The 24,930-nt window shown below is 73.9% G+C and carries 18 protein-coding genes; 14 read left to right on the top strand and 4 right to left on the bottom strand.

The window, feature by feature from the left end:
• Positions 1-5: 5 nt before the first annotated feature.
• A complete protein-coding gene (locus tag AB0O01_RS32630; RefSeq protein ID WP_365319123.1) occupies positions 6-1,022 on the bottom strand; it encodes a Gfo/Idh/MocA family oxidoreductase in 1,017 nt (338 codons plus the stop codon).
• Between the two features lie 116 nt (positions 1,023-1,138).
• Between AB0O01_RS32630 and AB0O01_RS32625 the strand changes: the two genes are divergently transcribed.
• The 11 genes from AB0O01_RS32625 (at position 1,139) to AB0O01_RS32575 (ending at position 16,337) form a co-directional block, all read left to right on the top strand.
• Positions 1,139-1,888, top strand: a complete 750-nt coding sequence (locus AB0O01_RS32625; RefSeq protein ID WP_365319202.1) for a GntR family transcriptional regulator — start codon at positions 1,139-1,141, stop codon at positions 1,886-1,888.
• A gap of 203 nt (positions 1,889-2,091) precedes the next feature.
• A complete protein-coding gene (locus AB0O01_RS32620; protein WP_365319121.1) occupies positions 2,092-3,096 on the top strand; it encodes a sugar ABC transporter substrate-binding protein in 1,005 nt (334 codons plus the stop codon).
• Positions 3,093-4,133 carry an ABC transporter permease gene (locus AB0O01_RS32615; protein ID WP_365319119.1) on the top strand — a complete coding sequence of 347 codons (1,041 nt, stop codon included), beginning with the start codon at positions 3,093-3,095 and terminating at the stop codon, positions 4,131-4,133. Before AB0O01_RS32620 ends, AB0O01_RS32615 begins: the two co-directional genes overlap by 4 nt.
• Positions 4,130-4,906, top strand: coding sequence for an ATP-binding cassette domain-containing protein (locus AB0O01_RS32610; RefSeq protein ID WP_365319117.1), 777 nt, complete (start codon positions 4,130-4,132; stop codon positions 4,904-4,906). The genes AB0O01_RS32615 and AB0O01_RS32610 overlap by 4 nt, the downstream gene beginning before the upstream one ends.
• Before the next feature lie 418 nt (positions 4,907-5,324).
• Positions 5,325-6,566 (top strand): ROK family glucokinase, encoded by a 1,242-nt coding sequence (locus AB0O01_RS32605; protein WP_365319116.1) that lies wholly within the window; start codon positions 5,325-5,327, stop codon positions 6,564-6,566.
• Positions 6,563-7,144 (top strand): sugar kinase, encoded by a 582-nt coding sequence (locus AB0O01_RS32600; protein WP_365319114.1) that lies wholly within the window; start codon positions 6,563-6,565, stop codon positions 7,142-7,144. Before AB0O01_RS32605 ends, AB0O01_RS32600 begins: the two co-directional genes overlap by 4 nt.
• 97 nt (positions 7,145-7,241) lie before the next feature.
• Positions 7,242-10,121, top strand: coding sequence for a DEAD/DEAH box helicase (locus AB0O01_RS32595; RefSeq protein ID WP_365319112.1), 2,880 nt, complete (start codon positions 7,242-7,244; stop codon positions 10,119-10,121).
• Between the two features lie 71 nt (positions 10,122-10,192).
• Positions 10,193-12,391, top strand: a complete 2,199-nt coding sequence (locus AB0O01_RS32590) for an SWIM zinc finger family protein (protein WP_365319110.1) — start codon at positions 10,193-10,195, stop codon at positions 12,389-12,391.
• A gap of 57 nt (positions 12,392-12,448) precedes the next feature.
• Positions 12,449-13,267 (top strand): response regulator transcription factor, encoded by an 819-nt coding sequence (locus AB0O01_RS32585; protein WP_365319108.1) that lies wholly within the window; start codon positions 12,449-12,451, stop codon positions 13,265-13,267.
• Positions 13,268-13,797: 530 nt separating this feature from the next.
• On the top strand, positions 13,798-14,988 hold the full coding sequence (wecB, locus tag AB0O01_RS32580) for a UDP-N-acetylglucosamine 2-epimerase (non-hydrolyzing) (RefSeq protein ID WP_365319106.1): 1,191 nt from the start codon (positions 13,798-13,800) through the stop codon (positions 14,986-14,988).
• Complete coding sequence (locus AB0O01_RS32575) at positions 14,985-16,337, top strand: glycosyltransferase family 2 protein (protein WP_365319104.1); 1,353 nt, start codon at positions 14,985-14,987, stop codon at positions 16,335-16,337. The genes wecB and AB0O01_RS32575 overlap by 4 nt, the downstream gene beginning before the upstream one ends.
• Before the next feature lie 23 nt (positions 16,338-16,360).
• Here the strand turns inward: AB0O01_RS32575 and AB0O01_RS32570 are convergent, their stop codons facing one another.
• Positions 16,361-17,548 (bottom strand): PP2C family protein-serine/threonine phosphatase, encoded by a 1,188-nt coding sequence (locus AB0O01_RS32570; RefSeq protein ID WP_365319102.1) that lies wholly within the window; start codon positions 17,546-17,548, stop codon positions 16,361-16,363.
• A gap of 28 nt (positions 17,549-17,576) precedes the next feature.
• Entirely contained in the window at positions 17,577-17,834 is a 258-nt protein-coding gene (locus tag AB0O01_RS32565; RefSeq protein ID WP_365319100.1) for a LapA family protein, read from the bottom strand.
• Between the two features lie 294 nt (positions 17,835-18,128).
• On the opposite strand from AB0O01_RS32565, the gene AB0O01_RS32560 reads away from it, so the two are divergent.
• A complete protein-coding gene (locus tag AB0O01_RS32560; RefSeq protein WP_365319098.1) occupies positions 18,129-19,103 on the top strand; it encodes an alpha/beta hydrolase in 975 nt (324 codons plus the stop codon).
• Positions 19,104-19,241: 138 nt separating this feature from the next.
• Entirely contained in the window at positions 19,242-19,964 is a 723-nt protein-coding gene (locus tag AB0O01_RS32555; RefSeq protein ID WP_365319097.1) for an alpha/beta hydrolase family protein, read from the top strand.
• Between the two features lie 107 nt (positions 19,965-20,071).
• On the opposite strand, the gene icmF is transcribed toward AB0O01_RS32555, so the two are convergent.
• Entirely contained in the window at positions 20,072-23,302 is a 3,231-nt protein-coding gene (icmF, locus tag AB0O01_RS32550) for a fused isobutyryl-CoA mutase/GTPase IcmF (protein WP_365319095.1), read from the bottom strand.
• Between the two features lie 315 nt (positions 23,303-23,617).
• On the opposite strand from icmF, the gene pcaC reads away from it, so the two are divergent.
• Positions 23,618-24,910, top strand: a complete 1,293-nt coding sequence (gene pcaC / locus AB0O01_RS32545) for a 4-carboxymuconolactone decarboxylase (protein WP_365319093.1) — start codon at positions 23,618-23,620, stop codon at positions 24,908-24,910.
• Positions 24,911-24,930 lie beyond the last annotated feature (20 nt).

Raw genomic sequence — 24,930 nt, 5'->3', positions numbered from 1 at the left:
GGCGGTCAGACGGGCTCGTGGCCGCCCAGGATCTCGCCGATCCGCACCGGGCGGTGCTCCCGCCGGGACCGGTCGCACGCCTCGGCGATCCGCAGCGCCTGCATCGCCTCCCGCCCGTCGCACGGGTTGGCCCGCTCCCCGCGCACCACCTCCACGAACGCGGCGAGTTCGGCCTCGTAGGCCGGTCCGAAGCGTTCCAGGAAACCGGTCCACGGCTTGCTGGCGGGCGGGGGACCGGTCGGCTCGGTGGAGGCGATCGGGGTCCGGTCGTCCAGGCCGACGGTGATCTGGTCGCGCTCCCCGGCCAGCTCCATCCGGACGTCGTACCCGGCGCCGTTCAGCCGGGTCGCGGTGGCCGTGGCGAGGACGCCGTCCTCCAGGGTCAGCACCACCGCCGCGGTGTCCAGGTCGCCCAGCTCGCGGAAGGGCGAGCCCGCGTGGTCCGACCCGGCCGCGTACACGTCCACCACCTCCCGGCCCGTCACCCACCGCAGCGCGTCGAAGTCGTGGATCAGCGTGTCCCGGTACAGCCCGCCCGAGGCCGCGAGATGCTCCACCGGCGGCGGCACCGGGTCCGAGGTCAGCGCCCGTACGGTGTGCAGCCGGCCGAGCCGCCCGGACCGTACCGCCTCCCTGGCGCCCGCGTAGCCGGGGTCGAAGCGGCGCTGGAACCCCATCTGGAGGACCGTCCCGGCGGTCTCCACCTCGGTGATCGCGGCCAGCGTGCCCGGCACGTCCAGCGCGATCGGCTTCTCGCAGAACACCGGCAGCCCGGAGCGCGCCGCCCGGCCGATCAGTTCCGCGTGCGCGGAGGTCGCCGTGGTGATCACCACCGCGTCCACGCCCCAGCGGAAGATCTCGTCCACGCCCGGCGCGGCCGTCTCCCCGAGCCGGTGCGCCAGCTCCTGCGCGCGGGCCGGGTCCGCGTCCGTGAGGATCAGTGAGCCGACCTCCCGGTGGCGGCTGAGCGTGTTCGCATGGATCGTTCCGATGCGGCCCGTACCGATGACCCCGATGCGCATGGAATCAAGGTGAGGCCACCCGGCCCCGCTGTCAATCCGTATGTCCGGACAATCGAACTACACAACTTCCCGTCAACCCGTCACGGGGCTACGCTCGCCCCGTGCCGAAACCAGATGTGGACCCGACCGGGCGCCTCGACCTGAGCGTCGACCGCAGTTCCCCGGTGCCGTTGTACTTCCAGCTCTCCCAGCAGTTGGAGGCCGCCATCGAGCAGGGCACGCTCACCCCGGGCAGCCTGCTGGGCAATGAGATCGAGCTGGCCGGCCGGCTCGGTCTGTCCCGGCCCACGGTCCGCCAGGCCATCCAGTCCCTGGTCGACAAGGGGCTGCTGGTCCGCCGCCGGGGCGTCGGCACCCAGGTGGTGCACAGCCAGGTCAAACGCCCCCTGGAGCTGAGCAGCCTCTACGACGACCTGGAGGCGGCGGGCCAGCGCCCCGCCACCAAGGTGCTGGTCAACACCGTCGTCCCGGCCTCCGCCGAGATCGCCGCCGCCCTCGGTGTCCCCGAGGACAGCGACGTGCACCGCGTCGAGCGGCTGCGCCTCGCGCACGGCGAGCCGATGGCGTACCTCTGCAACTTCCTGCCGCCCGGTCTGCTGGAGCTGGACACCGCCCAGTTGGAGGCGACCGGCCTGTACCGGCTGATGCGGGCCGCCGGGATCACCCTGCACAGCGCCCGCCAGTCCATCGGCGCCCGCGCCGCCACCGCCGACGAGGCCGACCGCCTGGGCGAACCGGTGGGCGCCCCGCTGCTCACCATGCAGCGCACCACCTTCGACGACACCGGCCGCGCGGTCGAGTACGGCAGCCACACCTACCGTCCGGCCCGCTACTCCTTCGAGTTCCAGCTCCTCGTCCGGCCCTGAGCCGCTCCGCTGTTTGTGCTGTTGTCCGGTCAATGTGACCGAGTCGCGCTCCCCGGTCGCCGGGGGCACGATCCCTGTGTTCGATAATCGGGCGTTCGGGTCCGGTGGGACCCCGGTCTCCGTCCGCTCGCCGGACGCGGCGGGCGCGCGACGCGGACACGGCACAGACACAGCACAGACACGGCAAGAAGGGGCTCGGCCTCGTGGCACGGTTTCGGACCTGGGTAGGCATCGCGCTGGCGGGAACGCTCTGCGTGTCCCTCGCGGGATGCAGCAGCACCGGCGGCAAGCGCGCCGAGGACGCCCGCAAGGCCGCGGCCGAACGGGGGAAGTCGGCCGTGACCACCCCGCGCTGGACCTTCGCGATGGTCACCCACTCGGGCGACGGCGACACCTTCTGGGACATCGTCCAGAGCGGCGCCGAGGAGGCCACCGCCAAGGACAACATCAACTTCCTCTACTCGCACGACGACGAGGCCCAGCAGCAGGCGCAGCTCGTGGACGCCGCCGTGGACAAGAAGGTCGACGGACTGATCGTCACCCTGGCCAAGCCGGACGCCATGAAGGCGGCCGTCGCGCGGGCGGTGGCCGCCGGGATCCCGGTGGTCACCGTCAACTCGGGGTCGGCCGAGTCCAGGGCGTTCGGCGCCCTCACCCACATCGGCCAGGACGAGACCGTCGCCGGACAGGCCGTCGGCGAGGAACTGAACCGGCGCGACCGCACCAACGCCGTCTGCGTCCTGCACGAACAGGGCAACGTCGGCCACGAGCAGCGCTGCGCCGGCCTCGCCGAGACCTTCGACGGCCGGGTGCAGAACCTGTACGTCACCGGCACCAACATGCCGGACGTCCAGTCCTCCCTGGAGGCCAAGCTCCAGGCCGACCCGGACATCGACGCCGTGGTCACCCTCGGCGCCCCCTTCGCCGACACCGCCGTCAAGGCCAAGCGGGCCGCGGGCAGCGACGCCGAGATCGACACCTTCGACCTCAACGCCAAGGTCGTCGCCGGACTGGCGGACGGCACCCTGGGCTTCGCCGTCGACCAGCAGCCCTACCTCCAGGGCTACGAGGCGGTCGACCTGCTGTGGCTGTACCGCTACAACGCCGATGTCCTCGGCGGCGGCAAGCCGGTGCTGACCGGCCCGCAGATCATCACCCGGGACCAGGCGGCCGAGCTGGCGGAGTACACCCGGCGGGGGACCCGATGAGCACCGCCCCCGACACCGCCCCCACCGGAAGACTCCTGCGCACCTCCCCCCTCCGCCGTCTGCTCGCCCGCCCCGAACTGGGCTCGGTGGTCGGTGCCGCCGCCGTCTTCGTCTTCTTCGCCTTCGCCGCCGACAGCTTCCTGCGCCCCGCGAGCCTCAGCACGGTCCTGTACGCCGCGTCCACCATCGGCATCATGGCGGTGCCCGTCGCGCTGCTGATGATCGGCGGCGAGTTCGACCTCTCGGCCGGGGTGATGGTGACCTCGTCCGCCCTCGTCTCCTCGATGGTCAGCTACCAGCTCACCGCGAACGTCTGGGTGGGCGTCGCCGTGTCCCTGCTGGTCACCCTGGCCATCGGCGCCTTCAACGGCATCATGCTGACCCGCACCGGCCTGCCCAGCTTCATCATCACCCTGGGCACCTTCCTGATGCTGACCGGGATGAACCTGGGCTTCACCAAACTGATCAGCGGCACGGTCTCCACCCAGTCCATCGCCGACATGGAGGGCTTCCCCACCGCCCATGACCTGTTCGCCTCGACCCTCACCCTCGGCGGCGTCGACTTCAAGGTCACCATCCTGTGGTGGTTCGCCCTGGTCGCCCTCGCCTCCTGGATCCTGCTGCGCACCCGCGCCGGGAACTGGATCTTCGCGGTCGGCGGCAACAAGGACGCCGCCCGCGCGGTGGGCGTCCCGGTCACCGCCACCAAGATCGGCCTCTACATGGGCGTCGCCCTCGGCGCCTGGATCTCCGGCCAGCACCTGCTGTTCTCGTACGACGTCGTCCAGTCCGGCGAGGGCGTCGGCAACGAGCTGATCTACATCATCGCGGCCGTCATCGGCGGCTGTCTGATCACCGGCGGCTACGGCAGCGCGGTCGGCTCCGCGATCGGCGCGCTGATCTTCGGCATGACCAGCAAGGGGATCGTCTTCGCCGAGTGGAACCCCGACTGGTTCAAGTTCTTCCTCGGCGCGATGCTGCTCCTCGCGACCCTGCTGAACGCCTGGGTCCGCAAGCGCGCGGAGGCCGCCGCATGACCGCGCCCCTGATCGAACTCACCGGCATCGGCAAGCGCTACGGCGCCGCCCGCGCCCTGGAGGGCGTCTCCCTCACCGTCCGCGCGGGCGAGATCACCTGCGTCCTGGGCGACAACGGGGCCGGCAAATCCACCCTCATCAAGATCATCGCGGGCCTCCACCCCCACGACGAGGGCACCTACCACCTGGACGGCACCCCCGTCCGCCTGACCTCCCCCCGCCAGGCCCTGGACCACGGCATCGCCACCGTCCACCAGGACCTGGCCGTGGTCTCCCTCATGCCGGTCTGGCGCAACTTCTTCCTGGGCTCCGAGCAGCATCGCGGCCGTGGCCCCTTCCGCCGCCTGGACGCCGCCCGGATGCGCGCCACCACCCGCGAGGCCCTGCTCCGCATGGGCATCGACCTGCCCGACGTCGACCGCCCCATCGGCACCCTCTCCGGCGGCCAGCGCCAGTGCGTGGCCATCGCCCGCGCGGTCCACTTCGGCGCGAAGGTCCTCGTCCTGGACGAACCGACGGCCGCGCTCGGCGTGAAACAGTCCGGCGTCGTCCTCAAGTACGTCACCGCGGCCCGGGACCAGGGCCTGGGCGTCGTCCTGATCACCCACAACCCCCACCACGCCCACCTGGTCGGCGACCACTTCGTCCTCCTCCGCCGAGGCACCCCCGCAGGCACCCACCCCCGCCACACCATCACCCTCACCACCCTGACCACCCAAATGGCAGGAGGCACAGACCTGGAAGCCCTACGCCACGAACTCCACCGCCCCTGACCCCCCATCGGGCCGCCCCCTTCAGGGGCGCGGGGAACTGCGCGACAAGCCACGACGCCGCCGCACTCTCCCCACCACCGCACCCCACTCCCTCCCAGGGGCGCGGGGAACTGCGCGACAAACCACAACGCACCCGCACCCTCCCCACCACGGCCCCCACCCACCCCCTCCCAGGGGCGCGGGGAACTGCGCGACAAGCCACGAAGCACCCGCACCCTCCCCACCACCGCACCCCACCCACCCCCCAGGGGCGCGGGGAACTGCGCGACCAGCCACAACGCCGCCGCACACCCCACCCCACCCCCCTCACCCACCCCCCAAGGGGCGCGAGGAACCGCGCGCTCACCCCCAACACCCCGCACCCCCAGATCCCGCCCCGTTCGCAGCCAAACCCCCTCGTGGGGCAGAATCGGCCCCGATGAGCACCTACCGCGACCTCGCCTTCCCGAAGGCCCTGGCCAACGCCACCCGGGCCGGAGGCGCCCCCATCGGCTCCCGGCGCGCGCCGGCGCTCCGCACGGTCGGCACCCGGGAGCGCCGCTCGCACCTCACCGCCCCCCGCGTCCCCACCGTCGGCATCGACATCGGCGGCACCAAGGTCATGGCCGGGGTGGTCGACGCCGACGGCCAGATCCTGGAGAAGCTCCGCGCGGAGACCCCGGACAAGTCCAAGAGCCCCAGAGTCGTCGAGGACACCATCGTCGAACTGGTCCTGGACCTCTCCGACCGCCACGACGTGCACGCCGTCGGCATCGGCGCCGCCGGCTGGGTCGACGCCGACCGCAACCGCGTGCTCTTCGCCCCGCACCTCTCCTGGCGCAACGAACCCCTCCGGGACCGCCTCGCCGGCCGCCTCTCCGTCCCCGTCCTGGTCGACAACGACGCCAACACCGCCGCCTGGGCCGAGTGGCGCTTCGGCGCCGGACGCGGCGAGGACCACCTCGTCATGATCACCCTCGGCACCGGCATCGGCGGCGCGATCCTGGAGGACGGCCAGGTCAAGCGCGGCAAGTACGGGGTCGCGGGCGAGTTCGGGCATATGCAGGTCGTCCCCGGAGGGCACCGCTGCCCCTGCGGCAACCGCGGCTGCTGGGAGCAGTACAGCTCAGGGAACGCCCTGGTCAGAGAGGCCCGCGAGCTGGCCGCCGCGGACTCGCCGGTGGCGTACGGGATCATCGAGCACGTCAAGGGGCAGATCTCCGACATCACCGGCCCGATGATCACCGAGCTGGCCCGCGAGGGCGACGCCATGTGCATCGAGCTGCTCCAGGACATCGGCCAGTGGCTCGGCGTCGGCATCGCCAATCTCGCCGCCGCCCTCGACCCGTCGTGCTTCGTGATCGGCGGCGGGGTCTCGGCGGCCGACGAACTGCTGATCGCGCCCGCGCGGGACGCCTTCAAGCGCCATCTCACCGGCCGCGGCTACCGCCCCGAGGCCCGGATAGTCCGGGCCCAGTTGGGCCCCGAGGCCGGGATGGTCGGCGCGGCGGACCTGGCGCGGCTGGTCGCCCGCCGCTTCCGGCGCGCCAAGCGCCGCCGGGTGGAGCGCTACGAACGCTACGAGCGCTACGCCGAGGCCCTGCGCACCGCCACGTCCCCCTCGACCCCCCCTTCCGCTTCCCCCTCGACCTCGACCTCGACCCCGCGGGAGCCGATGTGACCATGTCCCTGCCGCGGGAGGCGATGTCCCCGAGCGAACCGCCGGGCCCGCCCGAGAGCCCCGGCCGCCGGATCCGCCGCCGCGCGCTGACCCTGATGACCATCGTGCTGCTCATCGGCATCCCGGCCGGCTATCTGGTGATCTCCGCCAACCAGAGCCGCGACAGCGGCAAGAAGAAGGAGGAGAAGTACGCGGCGACCGGGCTGACCTTCGCCTGGCCGTCCAAGGTGCAGCTCCGCCTCTACCAGGTCCCCATACCGCGCCCGGCGGGCAAGGTCGCCTACTACGAGACCAACAACTGGCGCACCAGCCGCCTCTACGTCCAGTTCCAGACCCCCAACGCCAACCTCGACGAGTTCCTGCGCGGGATGGGCACCACCCGGGTCGCACTGGAACGCAACCGCATCACCATCAGCGAACGCGACCAGCAGGTCAGCGGCTGGAACTTCGACACACCCGGCCCCTGGTACGGCCTGGTCCACGACCAGAAGGACCCGCACCCCAGCCAGGACGTGATGGTGAGCCTCGCGGACCCCAACAACCCGTTCGTCTATCTGGTGTCCCGCACGACCCCGTGACCCGGGGCGCCCGGTCGTCGCCGGGGCCGATTGTCAGAGGCCGCCCGTAGAGTCGAAGACACCTGGAACGACACACGGGCGGGAGGTGACCAGACGTATGGCGACCACGGCCACGGTCACGGCGGCGGGCGGCACGGCGAGCACGGGGACGGACGGGGTGCCGCTGCGGCTGGCCGCCGTCTTCCTGCCCGCACCCCTGCCCCGGGACGGCCGGATGGCGTTCTGGGACCCCGAGGGCGGCCCCCCGCCGCCCGCCCCGGCCCCGGGCGAGAGCGTGGACCTGACGGTCGTCCGCCCCCACGGCACCTCCGTACGCCGCCGGCAGGCCCCGGCCGTCACGCTCCCGCTCGCCGCCGCCCTGCCCCTGCTGGTCCGGGCCCGGCACGACCCGGCCGCCCACCCCGCCACCGCCTGCTGGGGCGCGGCGGCGCTGCACGCGCTGCGGCTGGCCGCGCGGGGCCGTCTGCTGCCGGGGCTGACCGGCGCCGGATTCGACGCCTGGCGGGCGGGCCCCCTCGACCCCGCCGACATCGCCCATCTGCGCGCCCTCGCCGCCGCCCTGCCCCCCGAGGGCCACGCCGTGCCGCTGCCCGGCCCCGGCCCGCTGCGGCTGCCCGAGCCGGAGGCCCTGCTGCGGTCCTTCCTGGACGCGGTCGCCGACACCCTGCCCCGCACCCCCGCCGCGCCCCACGCGGCCGGGAGGCCCTTCGCCGACGCCCGCCCGCAGCGCCTGCCCGGCGCCCGGGACTGGGCCGCCGAGGTCGCCGCCGGGATGGACGCCGGAGTACGGATCTCGCTGCGGCTCGACCTGTCCGCCCACGACCTCTTCGACAGCGGCGACGGCGGCCACGCGGGCGGCGCCCGCGCGCGGGGCGCCGGTGCGGCCGTCGTCCAGGTGCACAGCCTCGCCGACCCCACCCTCGTCGCCGACGCCACCGCGCTGTGGGCGGGGGACGCCGACACGGCCTTCGGCCCCCGCTCCCGGGTCGACGCGGCGCTCGCGGTCCGCCGCGCCGCGCGCGTCTGGCCCCCGCTGGAGCGGCTCGCCGAGCGGGACGCCCCCGATGTCCTCGCCCTCTCCGAGGAGGAGCTGGGCGATCTGCTCGGCATCGCCGCGACCCGACTGGCGGCGGCCGGAGTCGCCGTCCACTGGCCCCGGGACCTCGCCCAGGACCTCACCGCCTCGGCCGTCGTCCGCCCCGCCCCGGGCTCCGCGACCGACGGCACGGGCTTCTTCGAGAGCGAGGACCTGCTCCAGTTCCGCTGGCAGCTCGCCCTCGGCGGCGACCCGCTGAGCGACGCCGAGATGGACGCGCTGGCGGAGGCCCACCGCCCGGTCGTCCGGCTGCGCGACCGCTGGGTGCTGGTCGACCCGGCCCTGGTCCGCAAGGCCCGCAAGCGCGACCTCGGTCTGCTCGACCCGGTCGACGCCTTGGCCGCCGCCCTCAGCGGCAGCGCCGAGATCGACGGCGAGACGGTCGAGGCCGTACCGGTCGGCGCGCTGGCCGCCCTGCGCGACCGCCTCACCACCGGCGTCCACCCGGCACCCCCGCCCCCCGGCCTCGCCGCCACCCTGCGGGACTACCAACTGCGCGGGCTGGCCTGGCTCGACCTGATGACCTCCCTCGGCCTCGGCGGCTGCCTCGCCGACGACATGGGCCTCGGCAAGACCGTCACGGTCATCGCCCTCCATCTGCGCCGCGCCCGCCCCGAACCCACCCTCGTGATCTGCCCCGCCTCCCTGCTCGGCAACTGGCAGCGCGAGATCACCCGCTTCGCCCCCGGCGTCCCGGTCCGCCGCCACCACGGCACCGAACGCACCCTCGCCGACCTGACCGGCGGTTTCGTCCTCACCACCTACGGCACCATGCGCTCGGCCGCCACCACCCTCGCGGCCCACCGCTGGGGCCTGGTCGTCGCCGACGAGGCCCAGCACGTCAAGAACCCCTACTCGGCCACCGCCAAGGCCCTGCGCACGATCCCGACCCCGGCCCGCGTCGCCCTCACCGGCACCCCCGTCGAGAACAACCTCTCCGAGCTGTGGGCCCTGCTCGACTGGACCACCCCCGGGCTCCTCGGCCCCCTCAAGTCCTTCCGCGCCCGGCACGCCCGCGCGGTCGAGAACGGCGAGGACGCCGAGGCCGCGGAGCGGCTCGCCAGGCTGGTCCGCCCCTTCCTGCTGCGCCGCAAGAAGTCCGACCCGGGCATCGTCCCCGAACTCCCCCCGAAGACCGAGACCGACCACCCCGTCCCGCTCACCCGCGAACAGGCCGCGCTCTACGAGGCGGTGGTCCGGGAGTCGCTGCTCGCCATCGAGACGGCGGACGGCATCGCCCGACGCGGTCTGGTGCTGAAGCTGCTCGGCGCGCTCAAGCAGATCTGCGACCACCCCGCGCTCTACCTCAAGGAGGACCACCCGGGCGGCGCCGGGACGGACCGGCTGGCCGCCCGCTCCGGCAAACTCGCCCTGCTGGACGAACTCCTGGACACGGTGCTCTCCGAGGACGGCTCGGCCCTGGTCTTCACCCAGTACGTGGGCATGGCCCGGCTGATCACCGGCCATCTCGCCGCCCGCGCGATCCCCGTGGACCTCCTCCACGGCGGCACACCGGTACCGGAGCGCGAACGCATGGTGGACCGCTTCCAGGACGGGGCGACGCCGGTCCTGGTGCTTTCCCTCAAGGCGGCCGGTACGGGACTGAACCTCACCCGCGCGGGCCATGTCGTCCACTTCGACCGCTGGTGGAACCCGGCCGTCGAGGAGCAGGCCACCGACCGCGCCTACCGCATCGGCCAGACCCAGCCCGTCCAGGTCCACCGCCTCATCACGGAGGGCACGGTCGAGGACCGCATCGCGGAGATGCTCGCCGCGAAACGCGCCCTGGCCGACGCCGTCCTCGGCACGGGCGAGGCGGCCCTCACCGAACTGACCGACCGCGAGCTGTCCGACCTGGTGTCCCTGCGGAGGGAGTCATGAACGGGACGGGAGGGGAGGACCGGGGGCGCGAAGACCGGGAGTACGAAGACCGGGGGCGCGAGGAGCCCCGCATGGAGGGGGCCCGTATGGAGGAGGCCCGTATCCCGGGCTCGGGGACCGGCGCGGGCGCCTGTGGTGATGCCCCCTCCGGAGTCGGTGCCGCCGAGGCCGCCCGGCGCGCGCTGCGGGCGGCGCGGGCGCGGGAGCGGGGCAGCGGGGCCGGGGGAGAGGACGACGAGGGCCCCGGTTCGGGTCCGGTGCCGGTGGTGCGGACGCCCCGGCGGCCGACGGCCGGCCCCCGCCCCGGTGACGCGGCGCGGGCCGCGCTGCGGGACGCGGTGTCCGCCCGGCGGGCCCGGGACGCCGGGGGCGACGGAGCGGCGGCGGGGGAGGAGGCCCCGGCCGGGGCCCCCGCCGCGTTCCGGGAGGCTGCTCCGGCCCGGGTGCCCGCCCCGCTCCGGGAAGCCCCTCCGGCCGGGGCGCCCGCCCCGCTCCCCGCCGGGCGACCCGGCGACGCCGCCCGCGCGGCCCTGCGGTCGGCCCTCGCCGAGGAGCGGAGCCGCGCCGGTACGGATGCCGGGCCCGCCCGGGACCGGAGCCGCCCCGGCGCGGATGCCGGGTCCACCGAGGAGCGGAGCCGCCCCGGCGAGGGTCCCGCCCCCGCCGAGCAGCACCGCCGCCCGCGCGAGGAGACCCGCCCCGCCCCCGGCACGACCCGTCAGCCCGGCCCCGCCTCCGACACCGGCACGGCCGCTCACCCCGGCGCCGACACCCCCGTCCCCTCGCCCCACCCCGCCGTCTCCCGGCTGCTCGCCGCGCTCGGGCAGCCGCCCGCCCCCGAGCCGCCCGAGCGCCGCCCCGCGCAGGCATCCCCACCCCGCGCCACCGCCGACACCCCGCACCCGACCCGGAATCCCACCCCGCACCCCACCGCCGACACCCCGCACCCCACCGCCAGCACTCCGAACCCCACCCGCAATCCCGCCCCGAACCCCACCCCACCCCCCTCCATGGCCTCCCCCCGCCGGGACGGCGATCACCGGCGGACGTTCCCCGCCCTCGCGCCGGGCGCGGGTGACGGGTTCGCCGGGACCTGGTGGGGCGGTGCCTGGATCGCGGCGCTGGAGGAGGGCGCCCTCGACGCCAAGCGGCTGGCGCGCGGGCGGGGGTACGCCGAGCAGGGGCATGTCGACGCCATCACCGTCACCCCGGGGCTGGTGCTGGCGTATGTGCAGGGCAGCCGCGCCCGGCCCTACCGGGTGCAGGTGCGGCTGCTCACCCTGGGGGACGACGACTGGGAGCGGTTCCTCGACGCGGCGGCGGAGCGGCCCGGCCATATCGCCGCGCTGCTCGACAAGGAGATGCCGCACGCCCTGGCCGAGGGCGAGGTGCGGCTGCTGCCCGGCCCCGGCGACCTGGACCCCCAGTGCAGTTGCCCCGACCGCGCCCACCCCTGCAAACACGCGGCGGCCCTCTGCTACCAGACGGCCAGGCTGCTCGACGCCGACCCCTTCGTCCTGCTCCTGCTGCGCGGCCGGGGCGAGCGGGAGCTGCTGGACGCGCTGTCCCGGCGCAGCGCCGCCCGCGCGGCCCGCGCCGCCCAGGAGCGCGCACCGGCCGCGCTGTCGGGCGTCCGCGCCACCGCCGCCCTCGCCCCGCGCCGCCTCCCCCCGCTGCCGCCGCCGCTGCCGGTGCCGCCGCACCCCGAGCAGCCGCCCGCCTATCCGGCGTCCCCGGGCGGCCCCGACCCGTTCGCGCTGGACCAGTTGGCCACCGACGCGGCGGCCCGCGCGCACGCCCTGCTGGCGACCGGCCGCGACCCGGTCGCCGGGCTGACCCTGTGGCAGGACGCGGTCCGGCTCGCGGCGGCCCGCCCCGGCTCCGGTCTCACGGCCGGTACGCGCGCGCTGTACGCGTCCCTCGCCGCCGCCACCGGGCGCACCTCCGCCGAGCTGGCCCGCGCGGTCGCGGCCTGGCGGCAGGGCGGGTTCGAGGGGCTGGCCGTCCTCGAAGAACCCTGGGATCCGCCCGCCGGACGCTTCGACCGGGCCCGCCCGCTGCTGCGCGCCGCCGACCTGCCCGCGTTCCGCCCCTGGCGCAACCGCCTCACCCACCCGCACGGCCGGGTCCAGCTCCGCCTGGGCCGGGACGGCCTCTGGTACGCCTATGAGTCGGACGAGTCGGAGCCCGGCGCCGACGACTGGTGGCCCCGGGGCACCCCCGACCTCGACCCGGTCGGCGCCCTCACCGGCCTGGGCACCGAGGAGTAAGGCGCGGGGAGGAGGGGTGCGGTGCGGCGGGCCGGGATTCCTGGTTCACTCGACGCCATGGCCCGGATCCTGATCGTCGAGGACGACGCGGCGTCCGCGCTGGCGCTGCGGCGGCTGCTCGCGCGGGACGGGCACGAGGTGGTGGCCGCCGCGGACGGCCGGGAGGCGCTGCGGGCGCTGTTCGAGGAGCGCCCGGAGCTGATGGTGCTGGAGACCCGGCTGCCCGAACTGGACGGCTGGCAGGTCCTGGCCCGCACCCGCGACATGAGCGATCTGCCGGTTCTGGTGCTGTCCGCGGGCACCGACGCGGCCGACCCGGTCCGCGCGCTGCGCTCCGGCGCCGACGACCATGTCCGCAAGCCCTACGACGACGAGGAACTCCTCGCCCGGGTCGAGGCGCTGCTGCGGCGCGCCGGACGCCGCTGGGAGGGCGAGCGCGCCTCCCGCAATCTGCGCCTGGTACCGGAGCGCCGGGTGGTGGTCTGGTACGGGGGTGAGGCCCGGCTCAGCGATCTGGAGTTCGGGCTGCTGCGGCTGCTGGTGCGGCACCGGGGGCAGGTGGTCACCACGGAACGGCTGCTGGACCAGGTGTGGGACGACCGGTCGGCGGTGGGCCGGGACCGGGTGAAGTTCGCGGTCCTCCGGCTCCGCCGCAAGCTCCGCCGCGCCTCGGGCGGCACGGGCGGCGACCCGGTGGAGGCGGTACGGGGCGTGGGATACCGGTTCACCGACCCGGACGACGACGGGGGAGGCCGGGGGGACGGGGGCGCCGGGGGAGCCGGAGGAGCCGGGGACGCCGGAGGAAGCGGTGACGCCGGAGGAAGCGGGAAGGCGGGCGCGGCGGGCGAGCTGGGGGAGGTGGGGAAGCCGGGGTAGACGGGGGAGGCGGGGACGCCGGAGGAAGCGGGAGAGGCGGGCGAGCCGGAGGAGGCGGAGGCGGCCGGGAAGGCGCAGGAGGCGGAGGAGCCGGGGAGGCCGGAGGAGGCGAGGGAGCCGGGTAGGCCGCCGGAGGGGAGGCGGAGGAGGCGACGGAGCCGGGGGAGGCCGGAGGAGGCGGAGGAGGCGAGGGAGCCAGGGTTGCCGGAGGAACCGGAGGAACCGGAGGAACCGGGGGAGCCAGGGAAGCCGGAGCAGGCAGGGAAGCCGGAGGAAGCGGGCGAGGCGGAGAAAGCGGAGGCGCCGGAGCCGGGAGCGCCGGAGGCGTATCGCGTCAGGTGGGCTGAGTGGACCAAGGTCCCACCCCACCCGGGCCCAACAACCCCCTCCCCCCGGGCCCAACGGACACGTCCGAACGGCACCTTTCGTCCGGTTCCGGCGCGGAGCAACCGTCCGGCAACCGAAACCCCCGGTTTCCGCAACCGTCGCCGCTCACCCTGGTGCCCCATGAGCACTCACCCGGGTTCCCGATGAACACCCTCCCCGCCCACAGCGTCGCCCTCGTTCTCGGTACCCGGCCCGAGCTGGTCAAACTCGCCGAGCTGTGCCGGATCCTCGGCCCCGCCGCCCGGATCCTGCATACCGGCCAGCACTACGACGAGGAACTCTCCGGCGGCTTCCTGGCCGAGCTGGGCCTGCCCGAGCCGGAGTATCTGACCGGCGTCGGAGGCCGCCCCCGCGCCCGGCAGATCGCGGCGGCGCTGCGCGGCCTGGACGAACGGTTCGCCGCCGAGGCACCCCGGGCCGTGGTCGTCCAGGGCGACACCAACGCCGCCCTGTCCGGCGCGCTCGCCGCCAACGCCCGCGCGCTCCCCCTCGTCCATGTGGAGGCGGGGCTGCGCAGCCACGACCGGGCCATGCCCGAGGAGCACAACCGGGTCCTGGTGGACCGGCTCTCCGACGTGCTGTGCGCGGCCACCCCCGAGAACCGCGCGCTGCTGCTCGCCGAGGGCATCCCCGCCGACCGGATCACCGTCACCGGCAACACCGTGGTCGAGGCGGTCCACGCCCATCTGCCGCCGCCCGGAGAGCGCGCCCGGCTGCTGACCGGCCACGGTCTGCTCACCGACGGCTATGTGCTGGCGACCGTGCACCGCCCGGAGAACACCGACGACGCCGCCGTCCTGGCCACGGTCCTGGGGGAGCTGAACGCGCTGGCGGCCCGGCTCCCGGTGGTGCTGCCGCTGCATCCGCGCACCCGGGCCCGGATCGAGGCGGCCGGGCTGTCCCCGCTGCTGGCCGCCCTGACCGTGCTCCCGCCGACCGGATACGGCGAGTTCCTCGCCCTCGCCCGGCAGGCCGCGCTGATCGTCTCGGACTCCGGCGGCATCCAGGAGGAGACGACCGTGCTGGGCCGCCCGCTGGTCGTCGTCCGCAACTCCACCGAGCGCCCCGAGTGCCTCACCGACTTCGCCGACCTGGTCGCCCCCGGCCCGGCGATCGGCGCCGCCGCCCGCCGCCGGCTCGCCGAGGGCGCCGAGGGCCTGCGTCGGCTCTCCGCGCTGCCCAGCCCGTACGGCGACGGCACCGCGTCCCGCCGGATCGCCGACCTGATCGCGGACCTGATCGCCGACACCGTGCAGCGCGACACCGTGCAGCGCGACACCGTGCAGCGCGGCGCCGCGCCCGCGCCCCGGGGCGGACTGGAGGCCGCCGCGTGATCGTCACCCTCCTCGTCTCCGTCCTGCCCTTCCTCCTCCTGGCCTGCTTCCTGCTCTACTGGGCGGGCGCCCGCCACGCCTACGCCCGGCGCCGCCCGACCGAGGCCGGGGACCCGGCCGCGTACGACTGGCACTTCTTCGTGCCCTGCCGGGACGAGGAGGCGGTGATCGCGATCACCGTGAACCGGCTGCGGGCCGACTTCCCGGACGCGCACGTCTGGGTCGTCGACGACGCCAGCGACGACCGCACCGGGCCCATCGTGGCCGGTCTCGCCGTCTCCGACCCCCTCGTCCATCTGGTCGCCCGGCGGCGGCCGGACGCCCGGATCGGCAAGGGCGCCGCGCTCAACGCCGCCTATCAGGCGCTCAACGAGCATCTGGCGCCGCTGCCCGGTGTGGACCGCGACCGGGTGGTGGTCTGTGTGGTCGACGCCGACGGCCAGGTCGGGGCGGACGCGCTCGCCCGGGTCAGCGGCCCGGACGGGTTCGGCGACCCGGACACCGGCGGCGTGCAGATCGGCGTACGGATGCGCAATGTGCGCGACGAACGGCCGCTGCCCGGCCGGGGGCGGGTGGCGAACGCGTACGCGCGGCTGCTGGTGCGGATGCAGGACGCCGAGTTCGCGGTGTCGAACACCGGGATGCAGTTGCTGCGCCGCCGTACCGGATCGGTCGGGCTCGGCGGGAACGGGCAGTTCACCCGGCTGGCCGCGCTGGACCGGATCGCGGCGGCCGAACGCCGCCCCTGGCAGCGCGACGCCCTGCTGGAGGACTACGAACTCGGCGTCCAGATGCGGCTCGCGGGCTACCGGGTCACCCATGTCCCCGACGCCTGGGTGACCCAGGAGGCGCTGCCGCACACCCGCCGCTTCCTCACCCAGCGCACCCGCTGGGCGCAGGGCAACATGAGCTGCGTCCGCTACTCGGGCCGGATCATCGGCTCGCGCCACTACACCGCGCGCGGGGTCCTGGAGTCGCTTTACACCTTCGTCCAGCCGCTCGCCCATCTGGCGATCCTGCTGCTGACGATCGCCCTGGTGGTGCTGGCCCTGCTCGGCGGCGGGGCGGCGCAACTGCTGCTGGCGGTGTGGCCGCTGGTGCTGGGCCTGGCGGCGGTGTCGATCGTCCCGTTCCTCCTCTGGGGCCCCGCCTACCGGAGCGCCTTCGCCCCCGACCGCTCCAAGCTGACCGGGGTGCTGTGGGGACTGGCGCTGTGGCTGTACGCGTACCACCTCTTCGTGGTGTCGGTGCGCGGCTTCGCCCGGCTGCTGACCGGCCGGACCGGCTGGGCCAAGACCCGCCGCAACGCCGAGGCCGTCGGCGACGGCCCCACCGCCCTGGAGTCCTGAACCCCCCCCGTTCCGTTGTTCCGTCACGCCGGGCGCTGCGCGGCCATCAGCGCCATGTCGTCGGTGGCCGGACCGCCCGAGAACGTCCGTACATCGCTGACCAGCGCGTCGAGCAGCCGCAGCGGGGAGAGGAAGGTACGGCCCTTCAGCCGGGCGGCGGGGTCGTAGAAGGCGCCGGTGAGGTCGCGGGCCTCGGAGAGCCCGTCGGTGTAGAGCAGCAGGGTCGCCTCCGGCGGGAACTCCCACTCGTCGGGGCGGCGCGGTCCGGGCGCGAGTTCGGCGAGGCCGAGCGGCAGCGAGTAGGCGCGGGGGGTGAGCGGGTCCACGGAGCCGTCACCGGACAGCAGCAGCGGGACCGGGTGTCCGCAGTTGACGATCCGCAGCACCCGCAGACCGGGCGGGATCTCCACGAGGACGCAGGTGGCGAAGTTCTCCGCGTGCTCGGTGTCGTCCGTGCCGCTGCCGAGTCCGCCCTCGCGGGCGAGCGCGCGCTCCAGCCGGTTCGCCACCCCGGCGAGCGCCCGCTCGGTGTGGGCGGCCTCCCAGAACGCGCCGAGCAGCACGGTGACGGTCTCGATCGCGCCCAGCCCCTTGCCCCGCACATCGCCCATCAGCAGCCGTACCCCGTACGGGGTGGAGCGGGCGCCGTAGAGGTCGCCGCCGATCAGCGCCTCCTGCTCGGCGGCCTCGTAGCGGGTGCCCAGCGTCAGCCCGTCGATCCGTTCGGCGGGGGTGGGCAGGACGGCCCGCTGGGCGGTCTCGGCGAGGCTGCGCGCGGAGGCGAGCTGCTCGCGGCCCCGGCGCACCACGGTGTTGAGCAGCGCGGCGATCGCCGTGACGAACACGATGGTGGCCAGCTCGGTCGCCAGCTCCTGGACGCCCGCCGAGGCCACGACCGCACCCGCGACCATGTCCAGCAGCACGGCGCAGCAGATCGCGATGACGCCGTACGCCACCGTCGTCCACAGCGAGAACAGCGGCGCCGCCATCAGCGGGGCGGACACGAAGAACGGGGTCCCGCTCAGGGACGGGGGCGTGAGGGACTGGAACCCGATCCCGAACAGGATCAGGAAGGCGGGCAGCAGCCGCGACAGCCGTACGGCCAGACCGGTGCCCGGAGCCTGCCGCGACCCGCCCTCCAGAGAACGGCCCCCGGACCTCTCGGGCCGCTCGGGGGACCTGCCCGGTACGCCTGTCCGCCGGTCGTCCATGGCTGCCCCCGGATCGGCTACGCGGCGTTCATCGCCGGGCGCGGCGATGGGCGAGGAGCAGCCCGAGGGCGATGCCCACGACGAGGGTGACCGTGAGGACGCTCCACAGCGGGAGCGTGACGGTGGGGATCCAGAGCCGGATCGTGACCGAGTTCGTGTTCGCCGCGATGAACCAGATCGCCAGTGCCGCGAGCACCAGGAACCCGATCGTGCGCAGCCGCACGTCCCGTCCCCTGACCGTCAGGGTGGAGGGTTCATGCGGCTTCTTTGTCGCGTACTGGGGCATGTGTCCCATTATCTTACGGCGGGGGTCGAGGGGCGATACGCGGCAGGACAGCCGGGTGACGGACGGCCTCACGCCGAAGGCCCCTCACCCTGCGTGGCCGCCGGTGCCGGTACGTGTGCCGGGATGCGTGCCTAGGCGGGCGCCGGGATGTGCGCCGGGATGTGCGCCGGGGTGTGCGCTGGGGGGATGCCCGGTGTGCGTGCGCGGGCAACCGGGTGGCGCGCCCCGCTTCTACGGTGGGCCGCAGCCGCGCCGGAACGGCCGGTATGTCTCGCACAGCCCCAGGAGACCCCTATGTCCGACGCCCTCACCCCCGTCCAGCCGGTGCTCGAACCCGCCGCGAAGGCGTTCGCCGAGGCCACCGCCGCCCCGCCCTACCTCTTCGACCTCGCCCCGGCGGACGGCCGCAGGGCGGTCGACGAGGTCCAGTCGGGTGAGATCGCGAAGCCCGAGGTGGATGAGGAGTGGGTCACGGTGGAGGGCGGGCCCACGGGGAGTGTTCCGGTGCGGATCGTGCGGCCGAGGGGTGTTTCGGGGGTGCTGCCGGTGATCGTCTACATCCATGGCGCGGGGTGGGTGTTCGGCAATGCGCACACCCATGACCGGCTGGTGCGTGAGCTGGCCGTGGGGGCGGGTGCGGCGGTCGTCTTCCCGGAGTACGACCGTGCGCCCGAGGCCCGCTACCCGGTGGCCATCGAGCAGAACTGGACGGTGGCCCGGTGGGTGGTCGCGGAGGGTGCCGCCAGGGGGCTGGACGCGGGGCGGATCGCTGTCGCCGGGGACTCGGTGGGCGGGAACATGAGTGCCGCGCTGACGTTGATGGCCAAGGAGCGGGGCGGTCTGGATCTGGTGCAGCAGGTGCTGTTCTATCCGGTGACGGACGCGGCGTTCGACACGCCGTCCTACCGGCAGTTCGCGGAGGGGTTCTTCCTGCGGCGGGACGGTATGCGGTGGTTCTGGGACCAGTACACGACCGATGAGAAGCAGCGTGCGGAGGTCACGGCGTCGCCGTTGCGGGCGTCGCTGGAGCAGTTGGCGGGGCTGCCGTCGGCTCTGGTGATCACGGGTGAGGCGGATGTCCTGCGGGACGAGGGCGAGGCGTACGCGAACAGGCTGCGGGCGGCGGGGGTGGCGGTGACGGCGGTGCGCTACCAGGGGATCATCCATGACTTCGTGATGCTGAACGCGCTGCGGGAGACGCATGCCGCGCAGGCGGCGATCGACCAGGCCGTGGGCGTGCTGCGGAAGGCCCTGCACCCGGCCGCATGACCCGGTGACCGGCACGCGACGACTGTCCTCCCCCGCCCCGGCCGCCCCCCTCGTACAACCCAGCCCCACAGCCCAGCCCCACAGAGCAGCCCCACAGAGCAGCCCTACAACCCAGCCCTACACAGAACGGAAACCCTCATGACCGACTCCACGCCCACCGTCGTCCTGGTGCACGGTGCCTTCGCCGACGCGTCCAGTTTCGCCCGGGTCGTCCCCGAACTGCTGGCCGACGGCCTGAAGGTGCTCGTCCCGGCGGTGCCCAACCGCAGCCTGACCGGCGATGCCGCCTACCTCGCCTCGGTGATCCGGGCGATCCCGGGCCCGGTCGTCCTGGCCGGGCACTCCTACGGCGGCGCGGTCATCACCGTCGCGGGCGCCGAGGAGAATGTGACCGGACTGGTCTACCTGGCCGGTTACGCCCTGGAGGAGGGCGAGAGCCTCGGCGAGCTCCAGGGCCGCTTCCCGGACTCCGACCTGGCGTCGGCCCTGGTCTACACGCCCTTCCCGGTCGAGGGGTCGGACGAGCCGGGCACGGATGTCACCGTCGACCCCGACCGGTTCCCCGCGATCTTCGCCGCCGATGTGGATCCGGATCTGGCGAAGGTGCTCGCCGTCTCCCAGCGGCCCCTGGCCGGTGCGGCCTTCGCCGAGGCGGCCCCGGTCGCCGCCTGGAAGTCCAAGCCCTCCTGGGGCCTGGTCTCCAGCGCGGACCACACCATCAACCCCGAGGTGGTCCGCTACGGCTACGAGCGCGCCGCGATGACCACGGTCGAGGTCGACTCGTCCCATCTGGTGATGCTCGCGCACCCGAAGAAGGTCGCGGACCTGATCCGCGAGGCGGTCCGCGAGACCACCGGCTGACCCCGGAGCCCCGGAGCCCCGGAGCCCCGGAGCCCTGGAGCCCTGGAGCGGCCGGACGGCGAGGGCCGGGGTCCCGGTGTTCCCCCCACCTCGGGCAGGTACCGGTGTCAGACGTTGCGCCGGTACTGGCCGCCCACCTCGAAGAACGCGTCGGTGATCTGCTGGAGGGTGCAGACCCGGGCGGCGTCCATGAGCACGGCGAAGACATTGCCGCCGCTCACCGCCGCCTCCCTGAGGGCGGCCAGCGCCGACCGGCTCTCGTCCCGGTGACGGTCCTGGAAGGCCCGTACGCCGTCCAGTTGGGACCGCTTCTCCTCCTCGGTGGCCCGCGCCAGTTCGACAGTGCCGCTCGCACCGGTGTCCGCGTGGGGGGCGCGGAAGGTGTTGACGCCGATGAGGGGCAGGGTGCCGTCGTGCTTGCGCTGTTCGTAGAGCATCGACTCGTCCTGGATCCGGCCGCGCTGGTAGCCGGTCTCCATGGCCCCGAGAACGCCGCCGCGCTCACTGATCCGCTCGAATTCCACGAGCACCGCTTCCTCGACCAGATCGGTGAGTTCATCGATGATGAACGAGCCCTGGAGGGGGTTCTCGTTCATCGCCAGCCCCCATTCCCGGTTGATGATCAGTTGAATGGCGAGGGCGCGGCGGACGGAATCCTCGGTGGGGGTGGTGACGGCCTCGTCATAGGCGTTGGTGTGCAGGCTGTTGCAGTTGTCGTAGATCGCGGTGAGGGCCTGGAGGGTGGTGCGGATGTCGTTGAAGTCCATCTCCTGGGCGTGCAGGGACCGGCCCGAGGTCTGCACGTGGTACTTGAGCTTCTGGGACCGCTCGCCCGCGCCGTACTTCTCCTTCATCGCCACCGACCAGATCCGGCGGGCGACCCGGCCGAGGACGGAGTACTCGGGGTCCATTCCGTTGGAGAAGAAGAACGACAGACTGGGCGCGAAGTCGTCCACCTGCATGCCCCGGGCGAGATATGCCTCGACATAGGTGAAGCCATTGGCCAGGGTGAAGGCGAGCTGGCTGATGGGATTCGCGCCCGCTTCGGCGATGTGGTATCCGGAGATGGACACCGAGTAGAAATTGCGGACCTGGTGCGCGATGAACCATTCCTGGATGTCGGCCATCATGCGCAGCGAGAATTCCGTGGAGAAGAGACAGGTGTTCTGGCCCTGGTCCTCCTTGAGGATGTCGGCCTGCACGGTGCCCCGGACGCTCGCCAGCGCCTTCGCGCGCAGACCGGCGGCCTCCTCGGCGGACGGGTCGCGGCCCTCCTCGGCGCGGAACCGCTCGGTCCGCTGGTCGATGGCGGTGTTGAGGAAGAACGCCAGCACGGTGGGCGCGGGGCCGTTGATCGTCATGGAGACCGAGGTGGTCGGCGCGGTCAGGTCGAAGCCGTCGTAGAGGGCCTTCATGTCGTCCAGGTGGGCGACGGAGACGCCCGAGGTGCCGACCTTGCCGTAGATGTCGGGGCGTTCGTCGGGGTCCCGGCCGTAGAGGGTGACCGAGTCGAAGGCGGTGGACAGCCGGGTGGCGGGCTGGCCCTCGGAGAGCAGCTTGAAACGCTGGTTGGTGCGGTGCGGATCGCCCTCGCCCGCGAACATCCGCGCCGGGTCCTCGCCATCGCGCTTGAAGGGGAACACCCCGGCGGTGAACGGGAAGTGGCCCGGCAGGTTCTCCCGGCGCCAGAACCGGACCAGTTCCCCGTGGTCGGTGAAGCGGGGCAGGGCGACGCGGGGGATGCTGCTGCCGGACAGTGACTCCCGGGTCAGCCGGGTGCGGATCTCCCGGTCCCGGACCCGGACGGTCCGCTCGTCGCCCGAGTAGGACGCCACCACCGCCGGCCAGTTCTCGATCTGCTCGGCGACCTCGCGCGGCAGTTGCGCTGCGGCCGAGTCGAGCAGCGCTTCCACGGCACCGGCGTCCCCGCCGGACGCGGTCAGCTCCCCCCGGACGAGGCCGAGCCGCTGGACCCGCCGGGCCGCCTCGGCGAGCAGCTCCGTATCGGCGTGGTGGGCGCGGACCGTCTCGGTGATCTCCGCGAGATAGCGCGCCCGCCCGGTCGGCACCACCTGCCGGATCCCGGAGGAGTGCCGCACCCCGACCGGGGCCAGGGTGCCCTCGGACAGCGTCAGCCCGGCCCCGGCCAGGACCGTCCTGAGGTGCTGGTAGAGCGCGGTAACGCCGTCGTCGTTGAAGGTCGCGGCGGAGGTGCCGTACACCGGCATGTCCTCGGGCCGCCGGTCGAATGCCTCCCGGTTGCGCACGAGTTGCCGGCTCACATCGCGCAGGGCGTCCTCGGCGCCGCGCCGCTCGAACTTGTTGACCGCGACGACATCGGCGAAGTCGAGCATGTCGATCTTCTCCAACTGCGAGGCGGCGCCGAACTCGGGGGTCATCACATACAGCGAGGTGTCGACGAACGGCACGATCGCCGCGTCCCCCTGGCCGATGCCCGGTGTCTCGACGATCACCAGGTCGAACCCGGCGGCCTTCACCACGTCGATGACATCGGAGAGATGCTCGGGCACCTCGCGGCTGCCCCGGGTGGCCAGGCTGCGGAAGAAGATCCGGTTGCCGTCCAGGGAGTTCATCCGGATCCGGTCGCCGAGCAGGGCACCGCCGCCGCGGCGCCGGGTCGGGTCGACGGCGATCACCGCGATCCGCAGCTTGTCCTGCTGGTCCAGCCGGAACCGGCGCACCAACTCGTCGGTCAGCGACGACTTGCCGGAACCGCCGGTCCCGGTGATGCCGAGCACCGGCACCACCCGGGCCGCCGCCGCGGCCCGCACCTCCGCCAGCAGGGCGGCGGGCAGTCTGCCGAGTTCCGCCCCGGTGAGGGCGCGGGCCGTCGCCGACCGGTCACCGGCGAGCACGGCGGCGGCCTCGGCCGGGCGGACGTCCCAGAGGTCGAAGTCGCAGTCCCGCACCACCGAGTTGATCATCCCGGCCAGCCCCATGCGCTGGCCGTCCTCCGGGGAGAAGATGGTCACCCCGCTCGCGCGCAGCCGGGCGATCTCCTCGGGCACGATCACCCCGCCGCCCCCGCCCACCACCCGGATGTGCTCCGCCCCCCGCTCGCGCAGCGACGCCACCAGGTACTCGAAGTACTCGACATGCCCGCCCTGGTAGGAGGAGACCGCCACGCCGTGCGCGTCCTCCTCGATCGCCGTGTCGACGACCTCCCGCACCGAGCGGTTGTGGCCGAGATGGACCACCTCGGCGCCCTGGGACTGGAAGATCCTCCGCATGATGTTGATGGCGGCGTCATGGCCGTCGAACAGCGCGGACGCGGTGACCAGGCGGACGGGGTGCGCGGGACGGTGCAGGTCGCTCATCTGGGGGTCCTTCTCGGACGACGGGCCGGCCGGCCGGCGGGATCGGGATGCCGACACTGAGATAGTAGGACGTCCTAGTAAATTGCAGAAGTCGAGCGCACTGTGACCGGACGCACAACCCGGACACCACCGGAGCCCCAGCCCGGACACCCCCGGAGCCCCCGAACCCCCCGGAGCTGTCGGAGCCCCCGGCCGGCCACCCCCGCCGGAGATCTTCGCGGAGCCTCCACCCCACGACTTGGCGGCGGCGGGACGAAGCCCGCTAGATTCACCCCGGCGAAGTGACATCTCGTAACAGATGAGAGGCTCGGACGGGTGAGCGAGACACCACCGAACACCCTGCAATACCGCTGTGACGGACCGGAGGACGCCCCGGTCCTGATTCTTGGTCCCTCCCTGGGGACCACGTGGCACATGTTCGACCGCCAGGTACCGGAACTGGCCGAGCAGTGGCGGGTCTTCCGGTTCGACCTGCCCGGACACGGCGGCGCCCCCGCCTACCCCGCCGGTTCCGTCGGCGAGCTGACGGCCCGGCTGCTGGCCACCCTCGACTCGCTCGGCGTCCAGCGCTTCGGGTACGCCGGGTGCGCCCTCGGGGGCGCGGTCGGTGTGGAGCTGGCGCTGCGCCACCCCGAGCGGCTGGCGTCCCTCGCGCTGATCGCCGCCTCCCCGAGATTCGGTACGGCGGACGAGTTCCGTCAGCGCGGCGTGATCGTACGCACGAACGGACTCGACCCGATCGCGCGTACCGCGCCCGACCGCTGGTTCACCGGCGGGTTCGCCGCCGCACAGCCCGCGATCACCGACTGGGCCGTCCAGATGGTGCGCACCACCGACCCCGGCTGCTACATCGCCGCCTGCGAGGCGCTCGCCACCTTCGACGTCCGTGCCGAACTGGGCCGGGTCGGGGTGCCGACGCTGGTGCTGGTCGGCTCCGACGACCAGGTGACCGGCCCGGCCGAGGCCCGCACGCTGGTCGCCGGGATCCCGGACGCCCGCCTCGCCGTCGTCCCCGGGGCCTCCCACCTCGTCCCCGTCGAACAGCCCGCCGCGGTGACCGATCTGCTCGTCCGGCACTTCTCCACCGCCTGGCAGCACCCCCATGACACCGGGCAGACCGCGCTCCCGGCCGTCCCCACCAAGCCCGCCCCGGTCGCGCCGGTACCGGTCAGCCCGGTCGCCGAGATCGCCCCCGCCGTCCTCCCCGCCCAGCCGTCGTCCGGCCGCCCGGACCCCTACGACGCCGGGATCAAGGTCCGCCGCGAGGTGCTCGGCGACGCGCATGTGGACCGGGCGCTGTCCGAGGCCGACGAGTTCTCCGGCGACTTCCAGGAGTTCGTCACCCGGTACGCCTGGGGCGAGGTCTGGGACCGGCCGGGCCTGGACCGCCGCACCCGGAGCTGCATCACCCTCACCGCGCTGGTCGCCGGGGGGCATCTCGACGAACTCGCCTTCCATGTCCGGGCCGCCCTGCGCAACGGGCTGACCCCCGCCGAGATCAGGGAAGTGCTCCTCCAGGCCGCCGTCTACTGCGGGGTCCCCGCCGCCAACAGCGCCTTCAAGGTGGCCCAGCAGGTGGTCCGCGAGGAGACCACCCCGGCCGAGTAGGCACCCCGGGCCCGGCCCCG

Source organism: Streptomyces sp. NPDC093252 (genome assembly GCF_040683675.1).
In the GTDB taxonomy this organism is placed as follows: Bacteria; Actinomycetota; Actinomycetes; order Streptomycetales; family Streptomycetaceae; genus Streptomyces.
This window is presented reverse-complemented; position numbering and strand designations above follow the sequence as displayed.

What these genes read in the sequence shown, in the direction of transcription:
- AB0O01_RS32630 (WP_365319123.1), bottom strand. Translation starts at nt 1,022, where the DNA reads ATGCGCATCGGGGTCATCGGTACGGGCCGCATCGGAACGATCCATGCG.
- AB0O01_RS32615 (WP_365319119.1), top strand. Translation starts at nt 3,093, where the DNA reads ATGAGCACCGCCCCCGACACCGCCCCCACCGGAAGACTCCTGCGCACC.
- AB0O01_RS32610 (WP_365319117.1), top strand. Translation starts at nt 4,130, where the DNA reads ATGACCGCGCCCCTGATCGAACTCACCGGCATCGGCAAGCGCTACGGC.
- AB0O01_RS32605 (WP_365319116.1), top strand. Translation starts at nt 5,325, where the DNA reads ATGAGCACCTACCGCGACCTCGCCTTCCCGAAGGCCCTGGCCAACGCC.
- AB0O01_RS32595 (WP_365319112.1), top strand. Translation starts at nt 7,242, where the DNA reads ATGGCGACCACGGCCACGGTCACGGCGGCGGGCGGCACGGCGAGCACG.
- AB0O01_RS32590 (WP_365319110.1), top strand. Translation starts at nt 10,193, where the DNA reads ATGGAGGGGGCCCGTATGGAGGAGGCCCGTATCCCGGGCTCGGGGACC.
- AB0O01_RS32585 (WP_365319108.1), top strand. Translation starts at nt 12,449, where the DNA reads ATGGCCCGGATCCTGATCGTCGAGGACGACGCGGCGTCCGCGCTGGCG.
- wecB (WP_365319106.1), top strand. Translation starts at nt 13,798, where the DNA reads ATGAACACCCTCCCCGCCCACAGCGTCGCCCTCGTTCTCGGTACCCGG.
- AB0O01_RS32570 (WP_365319102.1), bottom strand. Translation starts at nt 17,548, where the DNA reads ATGGACGACCGGCGGACAGGCGTACCGGGCAGGTCCCCCGAGCGGCCC.
- AB0O01_RS32565 (WP_365319100.1), bottom strand. Translation starts at nt 17,834, where the DNA reads ATGCCCCAGTACGCGACAAAGAAGCCGCATGAACCCTCCACCCTGACG.
- AB0O01_RS32560 (WP_365319098.1), top strand. Translation starts at nt 18,129, where the DNA reads ATGTCCGACGCCCTCACCCCCGTCCAGCCGGTGCTCGAACCCGCCGCG.
- AB0O01_RS32555 (WP_365319097.1), top strand. Translation starts at nt 19,242, where the DNA reads ATGACCGACTCCACGCCCACCGTCGTCCTGGTGCACGGTGCCTTCGCC.
- icmF (WP_365319095.1), bottom strand. Translation starts at nt 23,302, where the DNA reads ATGAGCGACCTGCACCGTCCCGCGCACCCCGTCCGCCTGGTCACCGCG.